General features: G+C 37.6%; 15 protein-coding genes and 1 tRNA gene. 4 read left to right on the top strand and 12 right to left on the bottom strand.

Annotated elements, in window-relative coordinates; translation table 11 throughout:
• Positions 1 to 2: 2 nt before the first annotated feature.
• From N2Z72_01940 to N2Z72_01915, 6 genes are all read right to left on the bottom strand, one after another.
• Positions 3 to 1,649 carry a hypothetical protein gene (locus tag N2Z72_01940; protein MCX7696436.1) on the bottom strand — a complete coding sequence of 549 codons (1,647 nt, stop codon included), beginning with the start codon at positions 1,647 to 1,649 and terminating at the stop codon, positions 3 to 5.
• A 107-nt stretch (positions 1,650 to 1,756) separates the two neighbouring features.
• On the bottom strand, positions 1,757 to 2,425 hold the full coding sequence (locus N2Z72_01935; protein MCX7696435.1) for an endonuclease III: 669 nt from the start codon (positions 2,423 to 2,425) through the stop codon (positions 1,757 to 1,759).
• Positions 2,412 to 2,843, bottom strand: coding sequence for an Rrf2 family transcriptional regulator (locus N2Z72_01930; GenBank protein MCX7696434.1), 432 nt, complete (start codon positions 2,841 to 2,843; stop codon positions 2,412 to 2,414). The genes N2Z72_01935 and N2Z72_01930 overlap by 14 nt, the downstream gene beginning before the upstream one ends.
• 96 nt (positions 2,844 to 2,939) lie before the next feature.
• Entirely contained in the window at positions 2,940 to 3,377 is a 438-nt protein-coding gene (locus tag N2Z72_01925) for a DUF4625 domain-containing protein (protein MCX7696433.1), read from the bottom strand.
• Between the two features lie 28 nt (positions 3,378 to 3,405).
• Positions 3,406 to 5,652: a TonB-dependent receptor gene (locus tag N2Z72_01920; protein MCX7696432.1), complete on the bottom strand. Its 2,247-nt coding sequence runs from the start codon at positions 5,650 to 5,652 to the stop codon at positions 3,406 to 3,408.
• 50 nt (positions 5,653 to 5,702) lie between these two features.
• On the bottom strand, positions 5,703 to 6,116 hold the full coding sequence (locus N2Z72_01915) for a transcriptional repressor (GenBank protein ID MCX7696431.1): 414 nt from the start codon (positions 6,114 to 6,116) through the stop codon (positions 5,703 to 5,705).
• A 105-nt stretch (positions 6,117 to 6,221) separates the two neighbouring features.
• Here N2Z72_01915 and N2Z72_01910 point away from each other — a divergent pair.
• Positions 6,222 to 6,305, top strand: a tRNA-Leu gene (locus N2Z72_01910).
• Position 6,306: 1 nt separating this feature from the next.
• Here the strand turns inward: N2Z72_01910 and N2Z72_01905 are convergent.
• Genes N2Z72_01905 through N2Z72_01895 form a run of 3 tightly spaced genes read right to left on the bottom strand, consistent with a single transcriptional unit; the run spans position 6,307 to position 8,180 of the window.
• Positions 6,307 to 6,831, bottom strand: a complete 525-nt coding sequence (locus N2Z72_01905; protein MCX7696430.1) for a dihydrofolate reductase — start codon at positions 6,829 to 6,831, stop codon at positions 6,307 to 6,309.
• Complete coding sequence (locus N2Z72_01900) at positions 6,818 to 7,612, bottom strand: thymidylate synthase (protein MCX7696429.1); 795 nt, start codon at positions 7,610 to 7,612, stop codon at positions 6,818 to 6,820. The genes N2Z72_01905 and N2Z72_01900 overlap by 14 nt, the downstream gene beginning before the upstream one ends.
• A 40-nt stretch (positions 7,613 to 7,652) precedes the next feature.
• Positions 7,653 to 8,180 carry a class I SAM-dependent methyltransferase gene (locus N2Z72_01895; protein ID MCX7696428.1) on the bottom strand — a complete coding sequence of 176 codons (528 nt, stop codon included), beginning with the start codon at positions 8,178 to 8,180 and terminating at the stop codon, positions 7,653 to 7,655.
• A 253-nt stretch (positions 8,181 to 8,433) separates the two neighbouring features.
• Between N2Z72_01895 and glgP the strand changes: the two genes are divergently transcribed.
• Genes glgP through recF form a run of 3 tightly spaced genes read left to right on the top strand, consistent with a single transcriptional unit; the run spans position 8,434 to position 14,982 of the window.
• Complete coding sequence (gene glgP / locus N2Z72_01890) at positions 8,434 to 12,648, top strand: alpha-glucan family phosphorylase (GenBank protein MCX7696427.1); 4,215 nt, start codon at positions 8,434 to 8,436, stop codon at positions 12,646 to 12,648.
• Position 12,649: 1 nt separating this feature from the next.
• Complete coding sequence (locus N2Z72_01885; protein ID MCX7696426.1) at positions 12,650 to 13,879, top strand: CinA family nicotinamide mononucleotide deamidase-related protein; 1,230 nt, start codon at positions 12,650 to 12,652, stop codon at positions 13,877 to 13,879.
• Positions 13,876 to 14,982 (top strand): DNA replication and repair protein RecF, encoded by a 1,107-nt coding sequence (recF, locus tag N2Z72_01880; protein ID MCX7696425.1) that lies wholly within the window; start codon positions 13,876 to 13,878, stop codon positions 14,980 to 14,982. The genes N2Z72_01885 and recF overlap by 4 nt, the downstream gene beginning before the upstream one ends.
• A 52-nt stretch (positions 14,983 to 15,034) precedes the next feature.
• Here the strand turns inward: recF and N2Z72_01875 are convergent, their stop codons facing one another.
• From N2Z72_01875 to N2Z72_01865, 3 genes are all read right to left on the bottom strand, one after another.
• Positions 15,035 to 16,837, bottom strand: a complete 1,803-nt coding sequence (locus tag N2Z72_01875; protein ID MCX7696424.1) for a gliding motility-associated C-terminal domain-containing protein — start codon at positions 16,835 to 16,837, stop codon at positions 15,035 to 15,037.
• Between the two features lie 39 nt (positions 16,838 to 16,876).
• Positions 16,877 to 17,905, bottom strand: coding sequence for a PorP/SprF family type IX secretion system membrane protein (locus tag N2Z72_01870; GenBank protein ID MCX7696423.1), 1,029 nt, complete (start codon positions 17,903 to 17,905; stop codon positions 16,877 to 16,879).
• Between the two features lie 10 nt (positions 17,906 to 17,915).
• Positions 17,916 to 18,947, bottom strand: a 1,032-nt coding sequence (locus N2Z72_01865) for a gliding motility-associated C-terminal domain-containing protein (GenBank protein ID MCX7696422.1), incomplete at its 5' end; no start/stop codon positions are given.

Here is an 18,947-nt window from a genome sequence, read left to right as displayed (position 1 = left end):
TCTTACTGTTTACTTTCGAATTTCATTCTTGTTTCGACAAGAGTTGATCTTGTCTTTCTTACATGCGATTCTGGTTCTACGATAGGATCAAATCTAAGTTTTTTCCCATCCCACCACATCGGAGTAGCATCCCTGTCGGTTATGTTTTCATTAAAGAGAAAACCTTTCAATTTTTCATCCAAATCAGGATAATAGATAAACTCAGGTATGGTTTTATTTTTATCATCTACTCGATGAGCTATGATGACATAATTGAAAGTGACGTTACTTTGAGGATTGAGATGATCTCTGACTAAAAAACCATCATCTCGCACTTCGGCTACGTAGAGGGCAGCCCATTCTCCTACTGGCGTAACAACTATGGTAAGCTTTTCTTTGTTGGCAATTTTTTTGAAGTTCTTATCAAATGCGACGAATTTTTCACCTCCTTGTAATTGTTCTTTTCCATCAAAATAAACTTTCAGTTCATTGGTTACAGGAGTAAAAGCCACAATGCGATCTCCTTCAACATTGAGTATTTGAGCTTGAAAACCTGATGTAAATTCGTTCCCTAGGTTATAATGAGCCAAAGCTTCACCAGCTGAAATGGTTCCCATGAGCTCTCCTCGAGACCAACTTCCTAACAAATCTCCATAAAAGGCCCCACCAGCCCCACGATAAATCTGCGAACCCATGAAACCAGTACCAGAAGCATAAGTAGTTGTCCCGTACACAGCAGCGTTCGTGCCTCCACTGGTTAAATAACCTAAAACTCCCCAACTGTTGTATGTGTCATTATCTTCATGGGAGCCCAGCACACCACCACTTCTTCTGCCACCAGTAGTTCCTAAAACCCATGTTGAGCCATGTAAAGCAAAATAATAAATGTTATTTGCTGTAGGGGCATCCAGGTCTGCATGAACTGCATTTCTTGTTTGACTCCAATAATAACCAGTACCATTACCCGAAGATGTTGTATAATATCGACGTGCATACAATGCTCGACCTGGCCCGTTTCCAGAATAAATACCTACCAAAGCTCCACTGGTTCCACTGCCTAAATGTTCAGCTTGTACAGCTCCAAAATTGGTAGCGTTTCCGCTAAATATTGAACCATATACAGCGCAACCATCTTGACTTGTATAACCATTTACGGCATGAGGAAAAGTAGCAGTAGATATCACACTAAAAAGATCACCAGCTATGCCAGGATCTGTACCTCCAACGATAAAGTCACCTCCATTTCGCACTCGCATGCGCTCAAGATTGTTGGTTCTGATGATCAAATGCTGATTATCAGTGGTTCCTATGAAATCGGTAGTAGGATTGGTGCCACTATTGCCTGTAAGCAACCATGCATCACGATTGGTAACCATTCTCACCCAAATTGGTGCTGCAGGAGTTCCACTGTTGTAATAATAACCCGCTGGAGCTAAACCTCCAGTACCGGTATTGTAAACTATAAGCGATGTGGCTGGGCTCGGAATGGTGGTGTTGTCTGATACACTTGCCAAAGCAACTCTGGGTAATAAAACTCCTCGATTGCTAGATTGTACTTCCAAAATCGATGAAGCATCTGGTGTAAAAACGGAATTTCCAATGCCAATGCTTTGAGCATGAGCAAAAACAATGTTAAGTAAAAATACTAAAACAAATAATTGTTTTCCCATATGTTGGTATTTTAATATTAGACTTTTTTTTCTGCAAAAAGTTTAATGGCTATGATAAAGATCACTTATTTCTAACAATAAAGCAAAAACTCTACTTCATGTTTAAATCACGTATGATCTTTGCTCCTCAACAGTGTATGAAAAAAATGGCAACGAGATTTTAAAATGCAACTTGTGCATCTTGGCTTTCTAGACTTACAAACATATCTACCATGTAAAATAAGCCAATGATGTAATTTATACAAAGGGAAACTATCATCAGCTAATTCTCGAATTTGTTTCTCGACTGCTTCAGGTGTACGAGCATTGTAAACGAGCCCAAGACGATGAGCCACACGAAATACATGAGTATCCACAGCCAACACATTTTTCTGGGCCAGAATGGAAAGAAGAACATTAGCACTTTTACGTCCAATGCCAGGCAAAGCGAGAAGTTCTTTTTCCTCAAGTGGAAGTTTACCCTCATGCTTTTGCATAACCATCCGTGCTAGGGCCGTTAAGTGCCGTGCCTTATTATTGGGATAAGAACAAGAGGAAATATAAGCAACTACTTCATCAACAGTTGCCTTAGCTAACGATTTGAAATCGGGAAAACGTTCGAAAAAAAGAGGAGTAATCTTATTAACTCTTATATCCGTACATTGTGCACTTAGAATAACCGCTACCGTCAATTGATATGCATCCTTATAATGTAATTCGGTTTGAGGAAATGGATTCTCGCGCGAAAATACATCCAACAACCAAAAGAGTAAGTTTCTTCTTTCAGACTTCGTCATTTTTTAGACTATGGTAATCCTGTATTGTTTTCAAGGTGGTATTTTGTAGGAATTGAATGAGTTCGTGTGTAATTTTACCAAAAATATTGTTGACTAGGCAAATGTCAAAAGGGCAAATGGGTTTTTCGAACGGGCATGATTTAATAAGAATCTTACCTTCTGTCGCTTCGTAAATGTCCAAAAAAGTAATTTGCGAAGGATCTTTAGCAAGAGAGAAGCCTCCGTTTGGACCTCGGACGGATGATACCAGGCCTGCTTTGACGAGTAATTGCATGATTTTACTAATATGATTTCTGCTTGCCCCTGTTATATTAGCTATGGTATTGACATTTACAAAATTATTTTTACTGAGAGCTATGATGACCAAAGAATGTATCCCGATAAAAGCAGCCTCAGAAAAATGAACAGGCTTACTCATGATTGTTATCTTTATAGCAAAAATAAATTTTTTCCCCTTATATTATATACCAATGGAGCTGTCTCGTTAAATCATTGGATAAAATATCGTAGCTTACTATTTCGTTATTTCGAAAGTCCTAAATGTTGTCGTTTGGTTGCCAGCTTTGTCTAAGCAAAATACAAGAAGATGATACTGACCTGTATCTGAAAGAGGAAAATGGGGAATGAGAATGTGTTGATGTAAAACATATTGTCTTCCTGAAAGAGCTCCAGTTATCGAAGTATCGAAAGAAGAAATTAATAAGTTAGATTTATGAGAATGTCCTGCTGCACTATGTATGTCTATTTTATAGCTTCCCAGTTCTTCATCATCTGAAAAAGTTGCATTAAAATGAATCTCTACCTTTCCCAAAGAATCAATTTTAAAAATCTCATTTTCCTTTGGTTCAGAGATCGAAATCTGAGGTGGGATAGTGTCATTTTCTTTTTTGCAAGAGATAAGGAGGATTCCAATAAATGAAAAAAACACCAGGAGAAAACTCCTGGAAAACATTAGCATAATTTTTTTCTCCTTCATAGGTTTATGGTTTTAAAGAATAAATCAATTGAATTCTCAACTCACGACCTGGTTCTGGAATATTGAGAGTTCGGTAATAACTGAGATGATCATAATAAGTTTTATTAGTTAGATTAGCAAGAAGAAGCATGAATTGGATGACACCTGCATTTTTTAACATTTTCTCATAGTGGAAACGAAGATGAAAAGTTGTCCAGCCTGGCGTAGACTTTTCATTGCGATCTACCCATTTTTGAGCGAATTGATGAATCACATCTAAGCCACATAGTAAACGAGATTTAATTTTAAAATCCCATTCCGATAGAAACTTCATAGGTGGACTGAAAGGTAATGGATAGTGATCTTCTAGATTATAAGGATAACTAGCATCAAAAGTAAAACGCATGGTTAAAAATTTAAACCACGATTTAGTGACTTGACTCTCAAAACCAGGTTTAATGGCACGTGTGGACCTATAAACATACAACTGGCCCCCTTCAGGAAGAGGTGAAAATATTCCGGAAGGTGATAGATAAATGTAATCAAAATAATAAACAATATATGGATTGGTTTTAAATTTCCATTCAGCAAAATTCTTTTTGTATATCATCTCCCATAGAAAACTTAATTCGGGTTTCAGGAATGGATTCCCCATTTCATGTCGAAAAGCATTATGGTGTAAACCATTCATGGTAATTTCATGAGGAGATGGCACGCGTTGACCTGCTCCAAGAAAAAAAATGAGAGTATCTTCATCGTGACGAGGGGAAAGATAAACTGATCCTCCTGCATTAAAAGTGATGTAATTTCGTAGGAGGTCAGTAAAGAAAATTTGAAAAGCTGAATCCTTTATCCATGGGTTAAGTAGACTGCCTGTGGAAAAATGATGGTAATCAATACGAGAAGCTAAATCAATAGTAAGTCTTTGACTCCTAATTACACTCGTGCTGATACTCCAACCATTATGAAAAAGCCGGTAATCGGGTAGGATGTAAAAATATCCATCTCGATGGTGAGTTGTATATTCTGAGATCAATCTAGACTTAAAATTGAATTTTTCCGAATAATTCTCAACGCCAAGCTGAAATTGAATATTTCTGAGAAGAAGTCCTATTTCGCGATTATTTGTCAGTCCTGACAATGGGAGACCATGCGTATGAGGGTAACTAAATTCAGTTCGCCGATTGAACTGATAACCTGCCAAAGATTGAAAGTTCCATTTATTTGGAAGAGTAACAACATATTTAAAATAGGTTTTTACCAAAAAAACATCATGGTATGGTAAATTAAACTTATATCGAGGTGGGTCAGCTTGCTCATCGATGTTTACTGATGGCAGTCCGTGTGCATACGCAAAAAAGCCCATTCGATTACGATAATGCTCAAATACGTAGAAAAAAATGTGCTTATTTCTGTAGTATGTAGCATCTAATCGTATAATTGATCTAGTTCCAGAGGTATTTTTTAGAATACGATCCTCCAAAGGAAATCGATAACCTAGATAATAAAAACTGTCAGCAGGAACCCTAAGTGATGCATAACGAAGAAAAGATCCTGAACCTTGGATAAAAAAATTTTTCTTTTTTTGAGCTATTTGGATGCCTTGTTTAAAAGCCAAATTCGAAGAAAGAAATGATGTATAATACGTAACATTGAAACTAGAATGAGTTATGTTTAAAGATGGTAGTATTTCAATCAGTTCAAAAGATGCCCCACCTCCTCGGAGTATAGCCCCAACACCACGATGCAAGATGGTTTTTTGAAACATAATTGCATCCACTTCCAATTCATGATCGAGACCCCAATAATGACCGGTATACGTGAATTCTCTTTCTTGAACTTTAACCCTATCCAATCCCAATCCACGAATAACAATTCGAGAGTTCTCACTGCCTATCCTGGCACTGCTAATGCCTGCTTCCCTTGCAAGTGAGCTTGCCAGATCATCCCGTGTATTTTTCCATTGAATACCTTTGTGGACAATGACTTGTTTGTGATCTATTCTTGGGACACGCTCATCCTGAATTACAACCGGGGGTAGTGTTTTTACACGTGATTTTAAAAAGAAAAAAATAGTATCATTTGTAGGAATAGTAACATGAGCTATCATGGGTAAATAATCTTCGTGTTCAAATAAAATTTCAAAAACGCCGGGCTTGAGATATAAAACTAAATTTCCATTTTGATCCGAAATAAATTTTTCATGGGACGAAAACAACAAAACTGCCACGCCAGGAATACCTTTTCCTGAAGAATCTCGCAAAGCAATCACCGTAGGCTGTGCTAAGGAATTTAAAAAATAATTTTGCAGGAATAAAAAAATTAAGATTTGGCACAATTTGCACATAACCCAGATGCGGTGAAATTTATATGATGAATCAAAAAGCCATTTATTTCGGCAGGAATGTTCACCTCAATATTTGGTAAACAAAATAAATTTTGACAAAGGACACAGGTAAAATGCAGGTGATTGGTTTCCTCATTCCAAAGTTTTAAGAAATAAATTTCTGAGTTCTGATTTTTCTGCATTTCAATTACGCCAGCACGCACAAGGTGTTGTAATAGGCGATATAGGGTTACTCGGTGAATATGTGGAAAAGCTTTGGCTATTTCAGCTTTGGTAGCTGGTCTACCTACCCCAACCAAGTACTCAAGTAACTTTATTCGATGGTCAGTTACTGATACCCTTTTATCTTTTAAAATACGAACAGGATTGAAAATGACATGATTAGACATGTGGATTTTTTTATTTGTTACAATGTTGCAAAAATACCAATTTTTGTTAAATTGTAACAAAAAAATTATAAACGAGAAAAAAATTTTTTCTAATTTTGCAAACCAGCCCGAGTGGCGGAAATGGTAGACGCGTTGGTCTCAAAAACCAATGGAGGCAACTCCGTGCCGGTTCGAGTCCGGCCTCGGGCACTTAATGGTCTAATTCTTTATTACCTCTCGTGTTCTCGTAAGTGCAAAAACGGAAATAAACATCAGAGATTGGATCATAGAGAAACGAGCTTATTTCTTTTAGTTCCATAGTATCCGTAAGAGGAGGAAAAAATGTATCTACATCAAACAACTTAAAAACTCTGGTTAAATAAATTCTGGAACAAAAAGGTAACAACTCTCTATAAATGCTTTCACCCCCAACTACGAAAAACAATTGTTCTACGTGATCAGCAACAAAATCTAAAACTTTTTCAACGGAACCCAAAGACAAAACATCTTCCTTATAAATATATTGCCTAGTTAGCACGATATGTTTTCTTCCAGGTAAAGGTTTTCGAGGTAAAGACTCCCATGTCTTCCTTCCCATAATGATAAAATGGTTCAATGTAAGCGTTTTGAACTTTTTCAGATCTTGTGAAATATGCCAAGGTAAACGGTTGTCTTTACCAATTCCTCCTGCAATATCAGCAGCAACGATAGCAAACAAGTTTTCAAATGGCAACATCGGCTTTAATGTGGGGATGAGGATGATAATTCAACAATTGAATATCTTCATACGTAAAATCGAAAATATTTTTAATATCTGAATTCAATACTACAGTAGGGAGAGGCCTCGGTTCACGTGTAAGCTGCAATTTTGCTTGTTCAATATGATTGACATATAGATGAGTGTCGCCAAGAGTATGAATAAATTCTCCTACATCAAGACCTGTCACATGTGCAATCATGTGCGTGAGCAAAGCGTAAGAAGCAATGTTAAAGGGTACTCCTAGAAATACATCAGCACTCCGTTGATAAAGCTGGCACGATAATTTCCCTTCAGCCACATAAAACTGAAAAAGAATATGGCAAGGTGGAAGCTTCATATAAGGCAATTCACCAACATTCCAAGCACTAACAACAAGACGCCTGCTATTTGGATTTGACTTGATTTCTTTTATAACTTCGGTAATTTGATCTATCGTTCGACCATCATGAGATTTCCAACTACGCCATTGAACCCCATAAATAGGTCCCAGATCTCCATTTTCATCGGCCCATTCATCCCAAATAGTTACACCATTTTCATGTAAAAAACGTATGTTGCTATCGCCACGCAAAAACCAAAGAAGTTCATAGACAATACTCTTCCAATGAAGTTTTTTAGTTGTAAGCAAAGGAAAACCATTCTGTAAATTAAAACGCATCTGATAACCAAAAACACTCAAGGTATCTATGCCAGTTCTGTTGGATTTTCTAATTCCATTCTTTAATACATAATCTAAAAGTTCTAGATACTGACGCATTTTTTTACAAAAATAAGCAAAAAGACCTCAAAATTCGAATTCACTTTTTTAGCCAGATGATGATGTTTTCTGCAGGAAAAATTCGCAGAAATGAAAATTCGTATACATGACGCATGGTATTACTTAAATTAATCAACCACTCTATGAAATAATTATATAGGTGCTTTCCCTTGGGGAAAGTTATACGTCTGTACACTATTTGAGTAAAATGAAAATCAAAATAGTAATCTCGTTCCGAGGCTCCTCCAACAAAAAATTTGAACGTTTGAATAGAAAACATATGCTTATGCGTAGGATCTATAAAATTGTTAGCTGATGTAAAGTGCGGAACTATAATCTTTAAAATCCCACCTTTTTTAAGGATACGGTAGAGTTCTTTCATCAAAGGAATGTAATTTACATGCTCAAGAATACTGTTGCAAAGTATTTCGTCAAACTCTTCATCGTGAAAAGGAAGTGGTAATTGTTCGATATCGTAAACTACATCCACCCCATCAAGAGGATATCTATCAAGATTTATATATCCTTCACGAATATCCTTACCACATCCTAGATTTAATTTTTTCATATATCGTAGTATTTTGAAAATTTCTTTTGTCAAAAGTAAAACTTTAACTATTCATGGCTTTCTCTGTTGCATATCGAGCATGTTGAAAAAATACGAAAGTATTAAAAGATTTTGCCCAATTGGACAAATTACGTTTAAACAGATCTTTAAAATTTTTCACCAAACTAACAATGCTTCAAAATCGTATGAGCAATGGTATTGAATTAGAATCAACGTAATTATTTTCATTCCCTAATTTTGTAAAAAAGTATTTATGAAAATTCACTATCTTTTCGAGGTAAGCTGGGAAGTATGCAACAAAGTTGGTGGAATCAATACCGTCATTTCAACCAAAGCTCAAGAATTGCTTTCTCATCTCGAGGGAACATATTTTGCCATAGGACCTGATATTGCAGGCAAATCATTGGACAGAAGTATCTTCGTAGAAGATAACAATCTTTTTCGTGCATGGCACGAACAATTACAAGCAGATGGTTTTCAGTGTAAAATTGGCAGATGGAACATTCCAGGGAATCCTATAGCCATTCTTGTTAACTTTTCGCGACTCTATACACAGAAGGACGAGATTTTATATGAATTATGGACAGAACATGGTTTAGATTCATTAGCTGGTGGGTGGGACTACATTGAACCTGTATTGTTTGGCTATGAGGCAGGTAAACTTATTGAACACTTTTACAAATATTTTGTTAGTGCCGAGGAAAGACTTGTAGTACAAATACATGAATGGCTTACTGGGTCTACACTTCTTTACCTAAAAAAAGCTGTACCACAAGCTTGTACTGTATTTACTACTCATGCTACCGTTATGGGTAGAAGCATGGCAGGAAACAAACAGCCATTATATGCTTTGCTCGATGCCGTAAAGTCCGACGAAAAATCCAAAGAACTGCACATAGAAGCCAAATTCAACCTCGAAAAACTGTCTGCTCAAACTGCTGACGTCTTCACTACAGTGTCAGAAATCACCTCTCATGAATGCAAATATTTCCTCCAAAAAAAACCCGATTTTATCACGCCCAATGGATTCAATTCGGACCAAATTCATTCACTTGATGATCTTGATAAAAAAAGAAAAAACGTGCGTGCCTTGCTTCCTCGTTTTGTGGGTGCAGTCACTGGTAAAAAAGTTTCAGACCACGCCTTCTACATTTTAACTTCTGGTAGATATGAGTTTCACAACAAAGGTCTCGATCTTTTCATCGATGCTTTAGCTGAATTAAGACAAGAGCTAAAATCCAATGACGAAGTCGTTGCTATCATAGCTGTGCCAGCACATCAAGCAGGTCCTAACATTCAGATATTAAAAAACTACCAAAATAGTTTCTTAGCTCAAATACCCCACTATGCAACTCATTATCTTTTTGATGAAAATAACGATCCAATTATTCAGAAACTCAAGTACCATCAAATCAATAATAATCCTGAGGACCCTCTCCAAGTCATTTTTATTCCCTCATATTTGGACGGACAAGATGGTCTACTTAACATTCCATATTACGAGCTCCTTTCGGGCATGGACCTCACAGCTTTCCCTTCATACTATGAGCCATGGGGCTATACACCTATGGAAAGCATTGCTTACGGCATCCCCACCATTACCACCAGCTTGGCTGGCTTTGGAAGCTGGATATTAAAAAATCATCCTAACCAAACTGCTGTTACTGTACTTAACCGTAACGATTACAACTACGACGAAGTTAAGAATTTGCTTGCAAATAAAATTCTAGAATATTTAAATTCTTCAGAAGAAAAACGTCAGAACGATCGTCTTAAAGCTATAGAAATAGCCAAAGAATGCAGCTGGAAAAACTTCATCACTCACTACCTTACTGCCTATGAGACAGGACTTAAACTTGTACTACAACGTTCCGAGAATTTTAAGACTAAAATACCTTTACCTCTACAACAAATTAAAACTTCATTTCAGGAACCCATTTGGAGAAAAATACTCATCAAGCCCAAATACCCTCCACAACTTGAACCTTTGCTGGAGCTAATGCGAAACCTTTGGTGGACATGGCATCCTGAGGTAGAGGAATTTTTTGCTTCCATCCATCCAGAAAATTGGGAACTTTCTGCGCATAACCCTCTCAAAATGCTTGAAATGATACCATACCAGCAACTTATTCAATTAACTCACGATCAAAATTTTATGGACGAACTCAGTCAAATCTACCATCGTTTTAAATCATACATGGAAGAAGGGTTGGATTATTCGAAACCATCAGTTGCATACTTCTGTATGGAGTATGGTTTTCATTCTTCCCTTAAGCTTTATGCAGGTGGTCTCGGCATACTTGCTGGCGATTACCTTAAAGAAGCTTCGGACCAACGTTTACCTTTAACTGGCATTGGATTACTATTTCGATATGGTTACTTCCATCAAACCCTAAGTCATGATGGCATGCAAGTCAACCAATATCTACCTCAGAAATTTTCTGTGCTTCCCTTAATACCGGTTCGCGACAAAGACGGAAAATGGATTACCATACAGCTTACCTTTCCTGGGCGAGAAATACATGCTAAAGTATGGAAAATTCAAGTAGGACGTGTAGAACTATTTTTACTTGATACGGATCTTGATGAAAATGCACCTGAAGATAGAAGCATTACTTACCAACTCTATGGCGGTGATAGTGAAGTAAGATTAAAACAAGAAATATTATTAGGCATCGGTGGTGTAATGGTGCTTGAAAAACTCGGCAAAAAAATTGATGTTTACCATATCAACGAAGGACATGCAGCTTTCTCGATCCTCAAACGTATTGAACAGGCCATGCAGCAATATGTACTTAATTTTCATCAGGCATTAGAATTAGTTAGAAATAACACACTTTTTACCACCCATACACCAGTTCCAGCAGGACATGATGTTTTCAGTCAAGAATTATTACGTATCTACTTTGCTGACTATTGCGAAAAACTCAATATAAATTGGCAGGATTTTGTTTCCCTAGGACTTATTGGTCCTTATAATAAAGACGAAAAATTTAGTATGAGCATCCTTGCACTCAAAGGATCTGTTCAAACTAATGGAGTTAGTAAAATTCATGGAACGGTTACTCGTGAAATGTTTGCCCCACTCTACCCAGGTTTTTTTACCGACGAACTATTCATTCAACACATTACCAATGCCGTTCATCTTCCCACATGGATGGACCCTATGTGGCAACAATTGTTACAAAAAAAATATATCAACATCTTAGAATTAGACATGAGCGATCCTGACAATTGGAAAATCTTCAACGAACTCAACGAAGATGAAATTTGGAACGTTAGAAAACAACTTAAAAGCCGTCTTGTTGAAAAAATTAAAATAAGATTGTCCGAAGAACTCGTTCGTCGCCAGGAAGCACCAAGGCATATAGTGGAAATTCTCAATACTATATCTGATAATGCCCTTTGGTTTGGCTTTGCTAGAAGGTTTGCTACCTACAAAAGAGCACATCTAATTTTAAACAACACAGAAAGGTTAAAAAGACTTGTAAGTAATTCCGATCGACCGGTTTTCTTTGTGTTTGCCGGTAAAGCTCATCCTGCTGATGTAGAAGGACAAAAACTTATTCAGAACATCATTCAAATTAGTCGAATGCCAGAATTTAGAGGAAAAATCCTCTTCCTTGAAAATTATGACATGGAACTTGCTCATTTGCTCGTCAGCGGTGTAGACGTGTGGGTAAACACTCCAACACGTCCCCTTGAAGCTAGCGGTACTAGTGGTATGAAAGCTGTTATGAATGGAGTTCTTAACCTTAGTGTATCAGATGGATGGTGGGCTGAAGGATACAAACCCAAAGCCGGATGGGCTCTCGAAGAAAAACGAACCTACTTAGATCAACGCTTGCAAGACGAACTTGATGCTGAAACTCTTTATGAAATCATCGAAGATGAAATCGTACCTTCTTTTTTCTACCGAAATCCAAATGACATACCATGTAAATGGATTGGATTTATTCGAAACGCCTTTACACGAATTGCTCCTTATTACGTCACGAAGCGAATGATAAATGAATATCTTCAGAAATATTATTTCCCTCTTATGAAACGCTATCATCAACTCACAGAAAAAGATCTCGAACTCTTTCTGGAATGGATGAAATGGAAAAGAAAAGTGGAAGAAAATTTCAATGAAATTTATGAAAGAAAACTTGAATTACCCGACAGTACCATTAAACCTCTTGTTTTAGGAGAGGACTTTATAGCTGCTATTGAGCTCTACCTAGCAGATCTCAGTCCAAGAGATATCAAAGTTGAGCTCATCTTTGGACAAAAAATTCATGATCGTATTGATCAGTTTCTTTTTATTGAAGAAATGAAACCTACTAGTTTTAAAAATAATATTGCACGATTCGAGGCCGTATTATCTAACAAAAAGGCTGGTGTTTTCGATTATGCTATTCGTGTAACTCCTTACAACGACCTCATGCCTCATCGTCAAGATTTCCCACTTGTTAAATGGTTTTGACATGAAAGCCAGTGTAATCTCAGTAGGAAACGAGTTACTTATTGGGCAAACACTTAATACTAATGCCCACTGGTTAAGCGATCAGCTTACCATGTTGGGTTTTAATGTCGTCTCTGCCATGACTACTGGAGATAATATAGATGACATTATTGAATCCCTAAATTTTTCGAGTCGTAAATCCCAAATTATTTGTTTGACTGGCGGACTCGGTCCCACGAAAGACGACTTAACTCGTCAAGCACTTGCTTCTTTTATGGGAACAGAATTGGAATTAAATCATAGCATCCTTTCTGAAATATGTCAAAAGTTCGATGAAAGAAAACGCCCATTTACTGAAAATAACATTCAACAAGCTATGTTTCCACGGGGCTCGAGACCTCTGCCAAATTTTGTTGGCATAGCTCCTGGCATTTATGCTCAGAAAGATGAAAAGCACATATTTGCTTTTCCTGGTGTCCCAACTGAACTTCATGAAATCTTTCAACATCAAGCTACTCCTATCCTTCAACAGTTAAAAGAGAACCCTATTTTTCATTTTCATTTTCTTGTCGCAGGCACATACGAATCTTTTCTAAGCAGTCAACTTCAGGACTTCGAACAAAGTCTTCCTCCCACTTTCACATGGGCATATCTGCCTTCGCCTGGATATATCAGACTACGACTTTCTTGCCCAGAGAATGAAAAAGCTCTGGCTGAACTATTAATTCAAGAAAAATTATTGCCAGTTATTCAACCATATCTCGTAAGCAATACTCAATCCTCTCTGGAAGAAATCCTTCTAACAGAACTGAAAAATCGTTATTTTACCCTTGGCACATGCGAAAGCTGCACGGGCGGTTATCTTGCCCACAAAATTACCTCTATCCCAGGCTCATCTCAAGTCTACAAAGGAAGTATCGTTTCATACGCTAATGAAATTAAAGAAAAAATTTTGCACGTTCCTACGGAAATCATTCAATCTTATGGAGCTGTTAGCCATGAAACAGTTAAAATCATGGCTCGTGAAGGAAAATCTCTCCTCAATGTTGACGTCTGTATAGCTATTAGCGGAATTGCCGGTCCCGATGGTGGTACCCCACAAAAACCTGTCGGCTACGTTTGGGGTGCAATTGCTTTCCAAGATCAGATTAAAACATATCAGTTTCAATTTGGGAACCATCGCCTTTATAACATACAATGGGCTGCTTATTCCATGATGTTTGAAACAATTAAACTTCTCCGATCAACATGAAAATCCCTTCCCTCCAATTGTTAAATTTTAAAAATTACGATTCTCTCCACCTCTCGCTTAATGCTCAATGTATTGCTTTTTGTGGAAAAAACGGCGTCGGAAAAACCACCATATTAGATGCCATACATTACGTAAGCTTCACAAAAAGTTTTCTTCAAAACAGCGATAAAGAATGTATTAAGCATAACGAAGCTTTTTTCCATATCCAAGCAGCTGTTAATGATGAATACGACGATTTACCACATTTGATTTCTATCTATGTCGATCGGGAGAAAGGCAAAAAAATTAAAGTTAATGATAAAATCATTGAACGTTTATCAGAGCATATTGGTTTTGTTCCGATTATTCTCATAGCTCCTTCCGATATGTCTATTGTTAGTGAATCTGCAGAACACCGTCGTAAATATTTTGATGCTTTCATTTCTCAATTAGATAAAAATTACCTTGAATTACTGATTCAACATCAAAAACTTCTTATGCAACGAAATGCCTTACTCAAACAATCCCATAGCCCTCATTTTCTTCAACAACTCGCTTTTTTCGACGAAAGGCTAATAACTGTTTCAATAGACATTTTTAAAATTAGGAAAAATTTTATCAATCACCTTAACACGATACTTCCTTTTTTCCATCATAAAATCGTTGATAACAACTCTTCTATTTCCATCGAATACTTTTCTCAGCTTTTGAATGAAGATTATGAACTTATTTTAAAAAATAACCTCAAACGCGACATCGAACTTGGCTTTACTGAAAAAGGAATTCATCGTGACGAATTCCTTTTCCTTTCAGATGGCCATAACATGAGAAAATTTGGAAGTCAAGGACAACAAAAATCTTTTCTTCTCGCTCTCAAAGTTAGCCAGTATCAGATTACTTACCAGCATTTAAGTAAAAAACCTATTATTTTGATCGATGATATATTTGATAAACTCGATGAGAGCCGAGCAGAACGTCTTCTTATCACTATTTCGCAACTGGAAACAGATCAGATTTTTATTACAGATACGCATTTCACTAGGTTAAAATCAATCATACCGTCCTTTTTCACATCTTCATCCATTCACCTCATACATTCTCCAACGCATATCACGTTGATATAAAAAAACCCCACCACATGGGTGGGGTATGACTTGCGTGAAAATAAGTTTTTATTTATCTAATTAAAGTAACCGAACCACGTATCTGCTTCTTTTCAGGTTTTCCGGTAGCGGGATCAAAAGCTTTGTATTTAGCCACATAGAAGTAAACACCTTCAGGAACATCTTTACCTTTGTATTTCCCATCCCAAGGTTGATTGACGTCTGATGTTTTGAACACTAGGTTACCCCATCGGTTATATATGTAAAGTTCGTAATCTTCAATGTTAGCGCCAATGGGGGAAAAGTATTGGTTAAATGCATCTCCATTAGGTGTAAAAACATTTGGAAAGAAGAGATCACCTCCACAATCAATAAACTGTACATGTATAGTTGCCATATCACCGCCACATGTATTAGATACCGTCACGGTATAATAACCAGAATCATTGACCGTACGAGCAAGGGTATTTATTCCATCACTCCATTGCACTACATTATAACTACCAACTACAATTGGAACCAACGTAAGAGACTGACCAATACAAGCTGCCGTATCACTTGGGAGTATGACATTGGGCACTGATCCGGCATTAATTTGTATGGTTGTAATACTGTCGCATCCACCCACACTGAGGGTTGTATCTTTATAAGTGCCCGGAGAATTGTAGATCTGCCCTCCAATGACTATACTCCCACCTGGACAAAGCGTAGTATCAATTTGGACTTGAATTTCATTGGTAACAACAATATTTATGCTCGCCGATCCAGTGCAATTGTTATTATCAGTTCCCGTGACACTATAAGTAGTAGTACTTGGAGGTGATACTGTCACGGGATTACTATTTCCAAGCCCTTGATTCCAACTATAGGTACTTGCTCCACCAGCTGTAAGTGTTACTTGCTGACCGGGGCAAATTTGTGTTTGCGAGGCAGTAATGGTTACATTCGGAGCTGGATTAACTGTTATATATGCAGTCTTTGTTTCAGTATCTTGACTGCTACCATTAGAAACAGTCAAGGTTACTGTATATTGACCTGGCGTATTGTAGCAGATATTTGTAGGATTTTGTTGAGTACTTGTTCCCGGCGTAGCACCGGCAAACGTCCAACTCCATGAAGTAGGATTACCAGAACTCTGATCTGTAAAATTAATACACTGACCAACACAAATGTTGGTTTGGCTAGCTGTAAAATTAGCATTTAATTGCGATTGAGTGGGAACATAAACTTTAATCTCATCAACACAGAAAGGTGGATCCTGTTGAGTGCCCTGCGTATCATCAAAATAAAAGGCAAATCTCAAATCAGGTTTGTTGTCAAAAGCAGCATTGGTAATTGTTTTAAGTGTCCAGTTGGATGCATACGATAAATTTGTTCCGGCCTGGGTCCATGTATTTCCTCCATCCGTACTATAATACACTTTGTTTACACCACCTCTTGTTAAATAATAAAACTCAAGAGTAACTCCAGTAAAACCTGTAGTATTGATTCCCGTAGTCATTTTAGCAAAATGTGCACCTTCAGTATAGCCAAAAGCACTACCACCCGCCAAGTAATTTGCATTCAATATACCTGATTCTGGAAAAGTAATATGTAAATAATTCGAAGTAGGACCGTTGGTAAAAGTCCCTGGTTGTTGAGGAGTATTTTGAATGTTTACAGGAAAAAATCCACCCAACATCCAAGTTCCCCCTTGATACACATTGTTAATAATCCACTGATTGGCCATGGGGTCGTTTCCTACAGTTCCCATGTCGCCAGAATTCAAGGCCCAACCCGCACCTCCACCTTCAAAATTTTCAGTATACAACGTTTGCGCTCCTAAGGGCAAAATAATTTGACTAACTACTATCGCCAGTAAACTTCTTTTCAACATATGATAATTTGTTTTCATATCTTTTACTTTTACTTTTTTTCAATACAGTGGGCTGTTCCTGCGGCTCATTTTTTCAGGGGAAGGTGTAATAAAACGAACGAAAAACTCCATAGCACCATTTCCTTTACTAACTTTACTCAAACCAGAAATATTTACATCATAAGAAAAACCCAACATATAATTGGCAAATTCAAAACCTGTAATAATATTGACTGCATCACGAGTTCGTAGATATACCCCCAACGTCATAGCTGAACTTTTAATAAAGCCCGTATAGCGAGACTGTTCTTTGAGCATATATCGAACCGCCAAACCCGGAAGGATTTCTACGTGAGGACCTTGCATAGCAAATAAAAAACCTGGTTGAATAGCAGTATTGGTTCCGGGAATTCCCACGCTTGCATCTCCATGTAAGTGAAATTTCATATATTTTTTGTCTTCTTGGTTTATGGAAAGTTGTTTAGGACGATTTATGTGAAAAAATGCAAATCCTATTTTTGCACGAATACCATCATTATTAAAGGGATTGCTAGCATTGCGGAAATAATGAAAAAGTATACCTCCACCCACATCCATCTTGGTAGCACTCAATGATGAAAGATTTTCATTACTTGGAAGATTTGGGTTGTAATGCAAGCCATCATATTGTGAAGACCAGCTCCATTCCTCAGGATTAAAATACATATGATATAATCCTGTCATCAAACCTGCGCCAACTAAAAAACCATCTGACAACTTTACCTGGGATGAAACGACTATGCCAGCCAGATTATGCTTAAGCGATGGAATGCCTGCCTTGTCAAAAACTCCATATGCACCAGCGTTGAATTGTGCCGTCATGGATTGCTTTACGACTCCATCGGCAGACACATAAAAAGTAGTATACGGTGTTCCTATGCTTCGCCATTGATCTCTGAACCCAGCTACACCCCTAAAAGAACCATAAAAAAGTCCAGCTTGAGCAGGATTTATCCACAAAGCTGTCTGAGAAAACTGAGTAAAATGCATGTCCTGTGCATCCATGAACCAACAAGTAATGACAGCCGCAAAAATACTTATTTTCTTCATAACCTATGTTTTATTTTATTAACACTACAACTCCTTTTTTCACAAAACTTTCACCTGTGACCAACGTACCAGTCACTACATAAGTGTATGTTCCGCCATTGACTTCTTTACCGTTGAATTCACCATTCCAACTCTGGTTCGGATCGGTAGTTTCAAAAATCTTATTTCCCCAACGATCAAAGATTTTCACTTGTATAGTTTCAATACAATTGCCATGAACTTTAAATACATCGTTATTTCCATCTCCGTTTGGTGAAAAAGCTTGAGGAACAAAAACATCTCCACAATTGAGCTCAACCTTTACTAATACATCATCTGTACTGCTGCAACCATACTCGTTGGTTACGGTCACTGTGTAAAGTGTTGTTGCAGATGGTGAAGCCACAGGATTAGGGCATGTCGTACAACTAAGACCAGTGGCAGGACTCCATTGATAGACTACTCCACCCGAAGCTTGTAGTTGAACAGAATTACCCAGAACTATGGTGGTATCGTTCCCTGCATTAGCCACTGGCAAAGGATGAACATTTACCCATATGGTAGCTGTTGCCGAACAACTTCCCTGTGTTACTGTTACGGTATATTGACCTGTTGAGGAAGGTGTTACAGTCTGTGGATTAGCTGCTGGATTGGTAATTCCTGGACCACTCCACTGGTAAGAAGTACCACCCATGGCATTAAGAATGGTAGTTTCACCGATGCATAACGAAGTATCTCCACTTATGCTAGCTTGAATGGGCGGATCAACTATAACTGTTACCTGAGCAGTATTAGTGCAACCATTATTGTCCGTACCTGTAACAGAATAAACGGTAGTTGTATTGGGTGAAACTTGATGAGATTGGCCTGAACCTAAACCTTGATTCCATGTATAAGAGACTGCACCGCCCCCAGAAAGTGTTGTTTGTTGACCTTGACAAATGGGATTAGGAGAAGCCGAAGCAGTAACTACAGGTAAGGCATTAACTGTCACGGTTACCTGAGCTGTATTAGTACAGTTATTGGCATCCGTCCCGGTCACTCGGTATACGGTCTGTCTCTT

The sequence above is a fragment of the Bacteroidales bacterium genome (assembly GCA_026418905.1).
Taxonomy (GTDB): Bacteria; Bacteroidota; Bacteroidia; order Bacteroidales; family DTU049; genus JAOAAK01.
The sequence above is the reverse complement of the archived record's forward strand: the minus strand, read 5'-3'. Positions and strand labels throughout refer to the sequence as shown.

What these genes read in the sequence shown, in the direction of transcription:
- N2Z72_01940 (MCX7696436.1), bottom strand. Translation starts at nt 1,649, where the DNA reads ATGGGAAAACAATTATTTGTTTTAGTATTTTTACTTAACATTGTTTTT.
- N2Z72_01935 (MCX7696435.1), bottom strand. Translation starts at nt 2,425, where the DNA reads ATGACGAAGTCTGAAAGAAGAAACTTACTCTTTTGGTTGTTGGATGTA.
- N2Z72_01930 (MCX7696434.1), bottom strand. Translation starts at nt 2,843, where the DNA reads ATGAGTAAGCCTGTTCATTTTTCTGAGGCTGCTTTTATCGGGATACAT.
- N2Z72_01925 (MCX7696433.1), bottom strand. Translation starts at nt 3,377, where the DNA reads ATGTTTTCCAGGAGTTTTCTCCTGGTGTTTTTTTCATTTATTGGAATC.
- N2Z72_01915 (MCX7696431.1), bottom strand. Translation starts at nt 6,116, where the DNA reads ATGTCTAATCATGTCATTTTCAATCCTGTTCGTATTTTAAAAGATAAA.
- N2Z72_01905 (MCX7696430.1), bottom strand. Translation starts at nt 6,831, where the DNA reads ATGTTGCCATTTGAAAACTTGTTTGCTATCGTTGCTGCTGATATTGCA.
- N2Z72_01900 (MCX7696429.1), bottom strand. Translation starts at nt 7,612, where the DNA reads ATGCGTCAGTATCTAGAACTTTTAGATTATGTATTAAAGAATGGAATT.
- N2Z72_01895 (MCX7696428.1), bottom strand. Translation starts at nt 8,180, where the DNA reads ATGAAAAAATTAAATCTAGGATGTGGTAAGGATATTCGTGAAGGATAT.
- glgP (MCX7696427.1), top strand. Translation starts at nt 8,434, where the DNA reads ATGAAAATTCACTATCTTTTCGAGGTAAGCTGGGAAGTATGCAACAAA.
- N2Z72_01885 (MCX7696426.1), top strand. Translation starts at nt 12,650, where the DNA reads ATGAAAGCCAGTGTAATCTCAGTAGGAAACGAGTTACTTATTGGGCAA.
- recF (MCX7696425.1), top strand. Translation starts at nt 13,876, where the DNA reads ATGAAAATCCCTTCCCTCCAATTGTTAAATTTTAAAAATTACGATTCT.
- N2Z72_01875 (MCX7696424.1), bottom strand. Translation starts at nt 16,837, where the DNA reads ATGTTGAAAAGAAGTTTACTGGCGATAGTAGTTAGTCAAATTATTTTG.
- N2Z72_01870 (MCX7696423.1), bottom strand. Translation starts at nt 17,905, where the DNA reads ATGAAGAAAATAAGTATTTTTGCGGCTGTCATTACTTGTTGGTTCATG.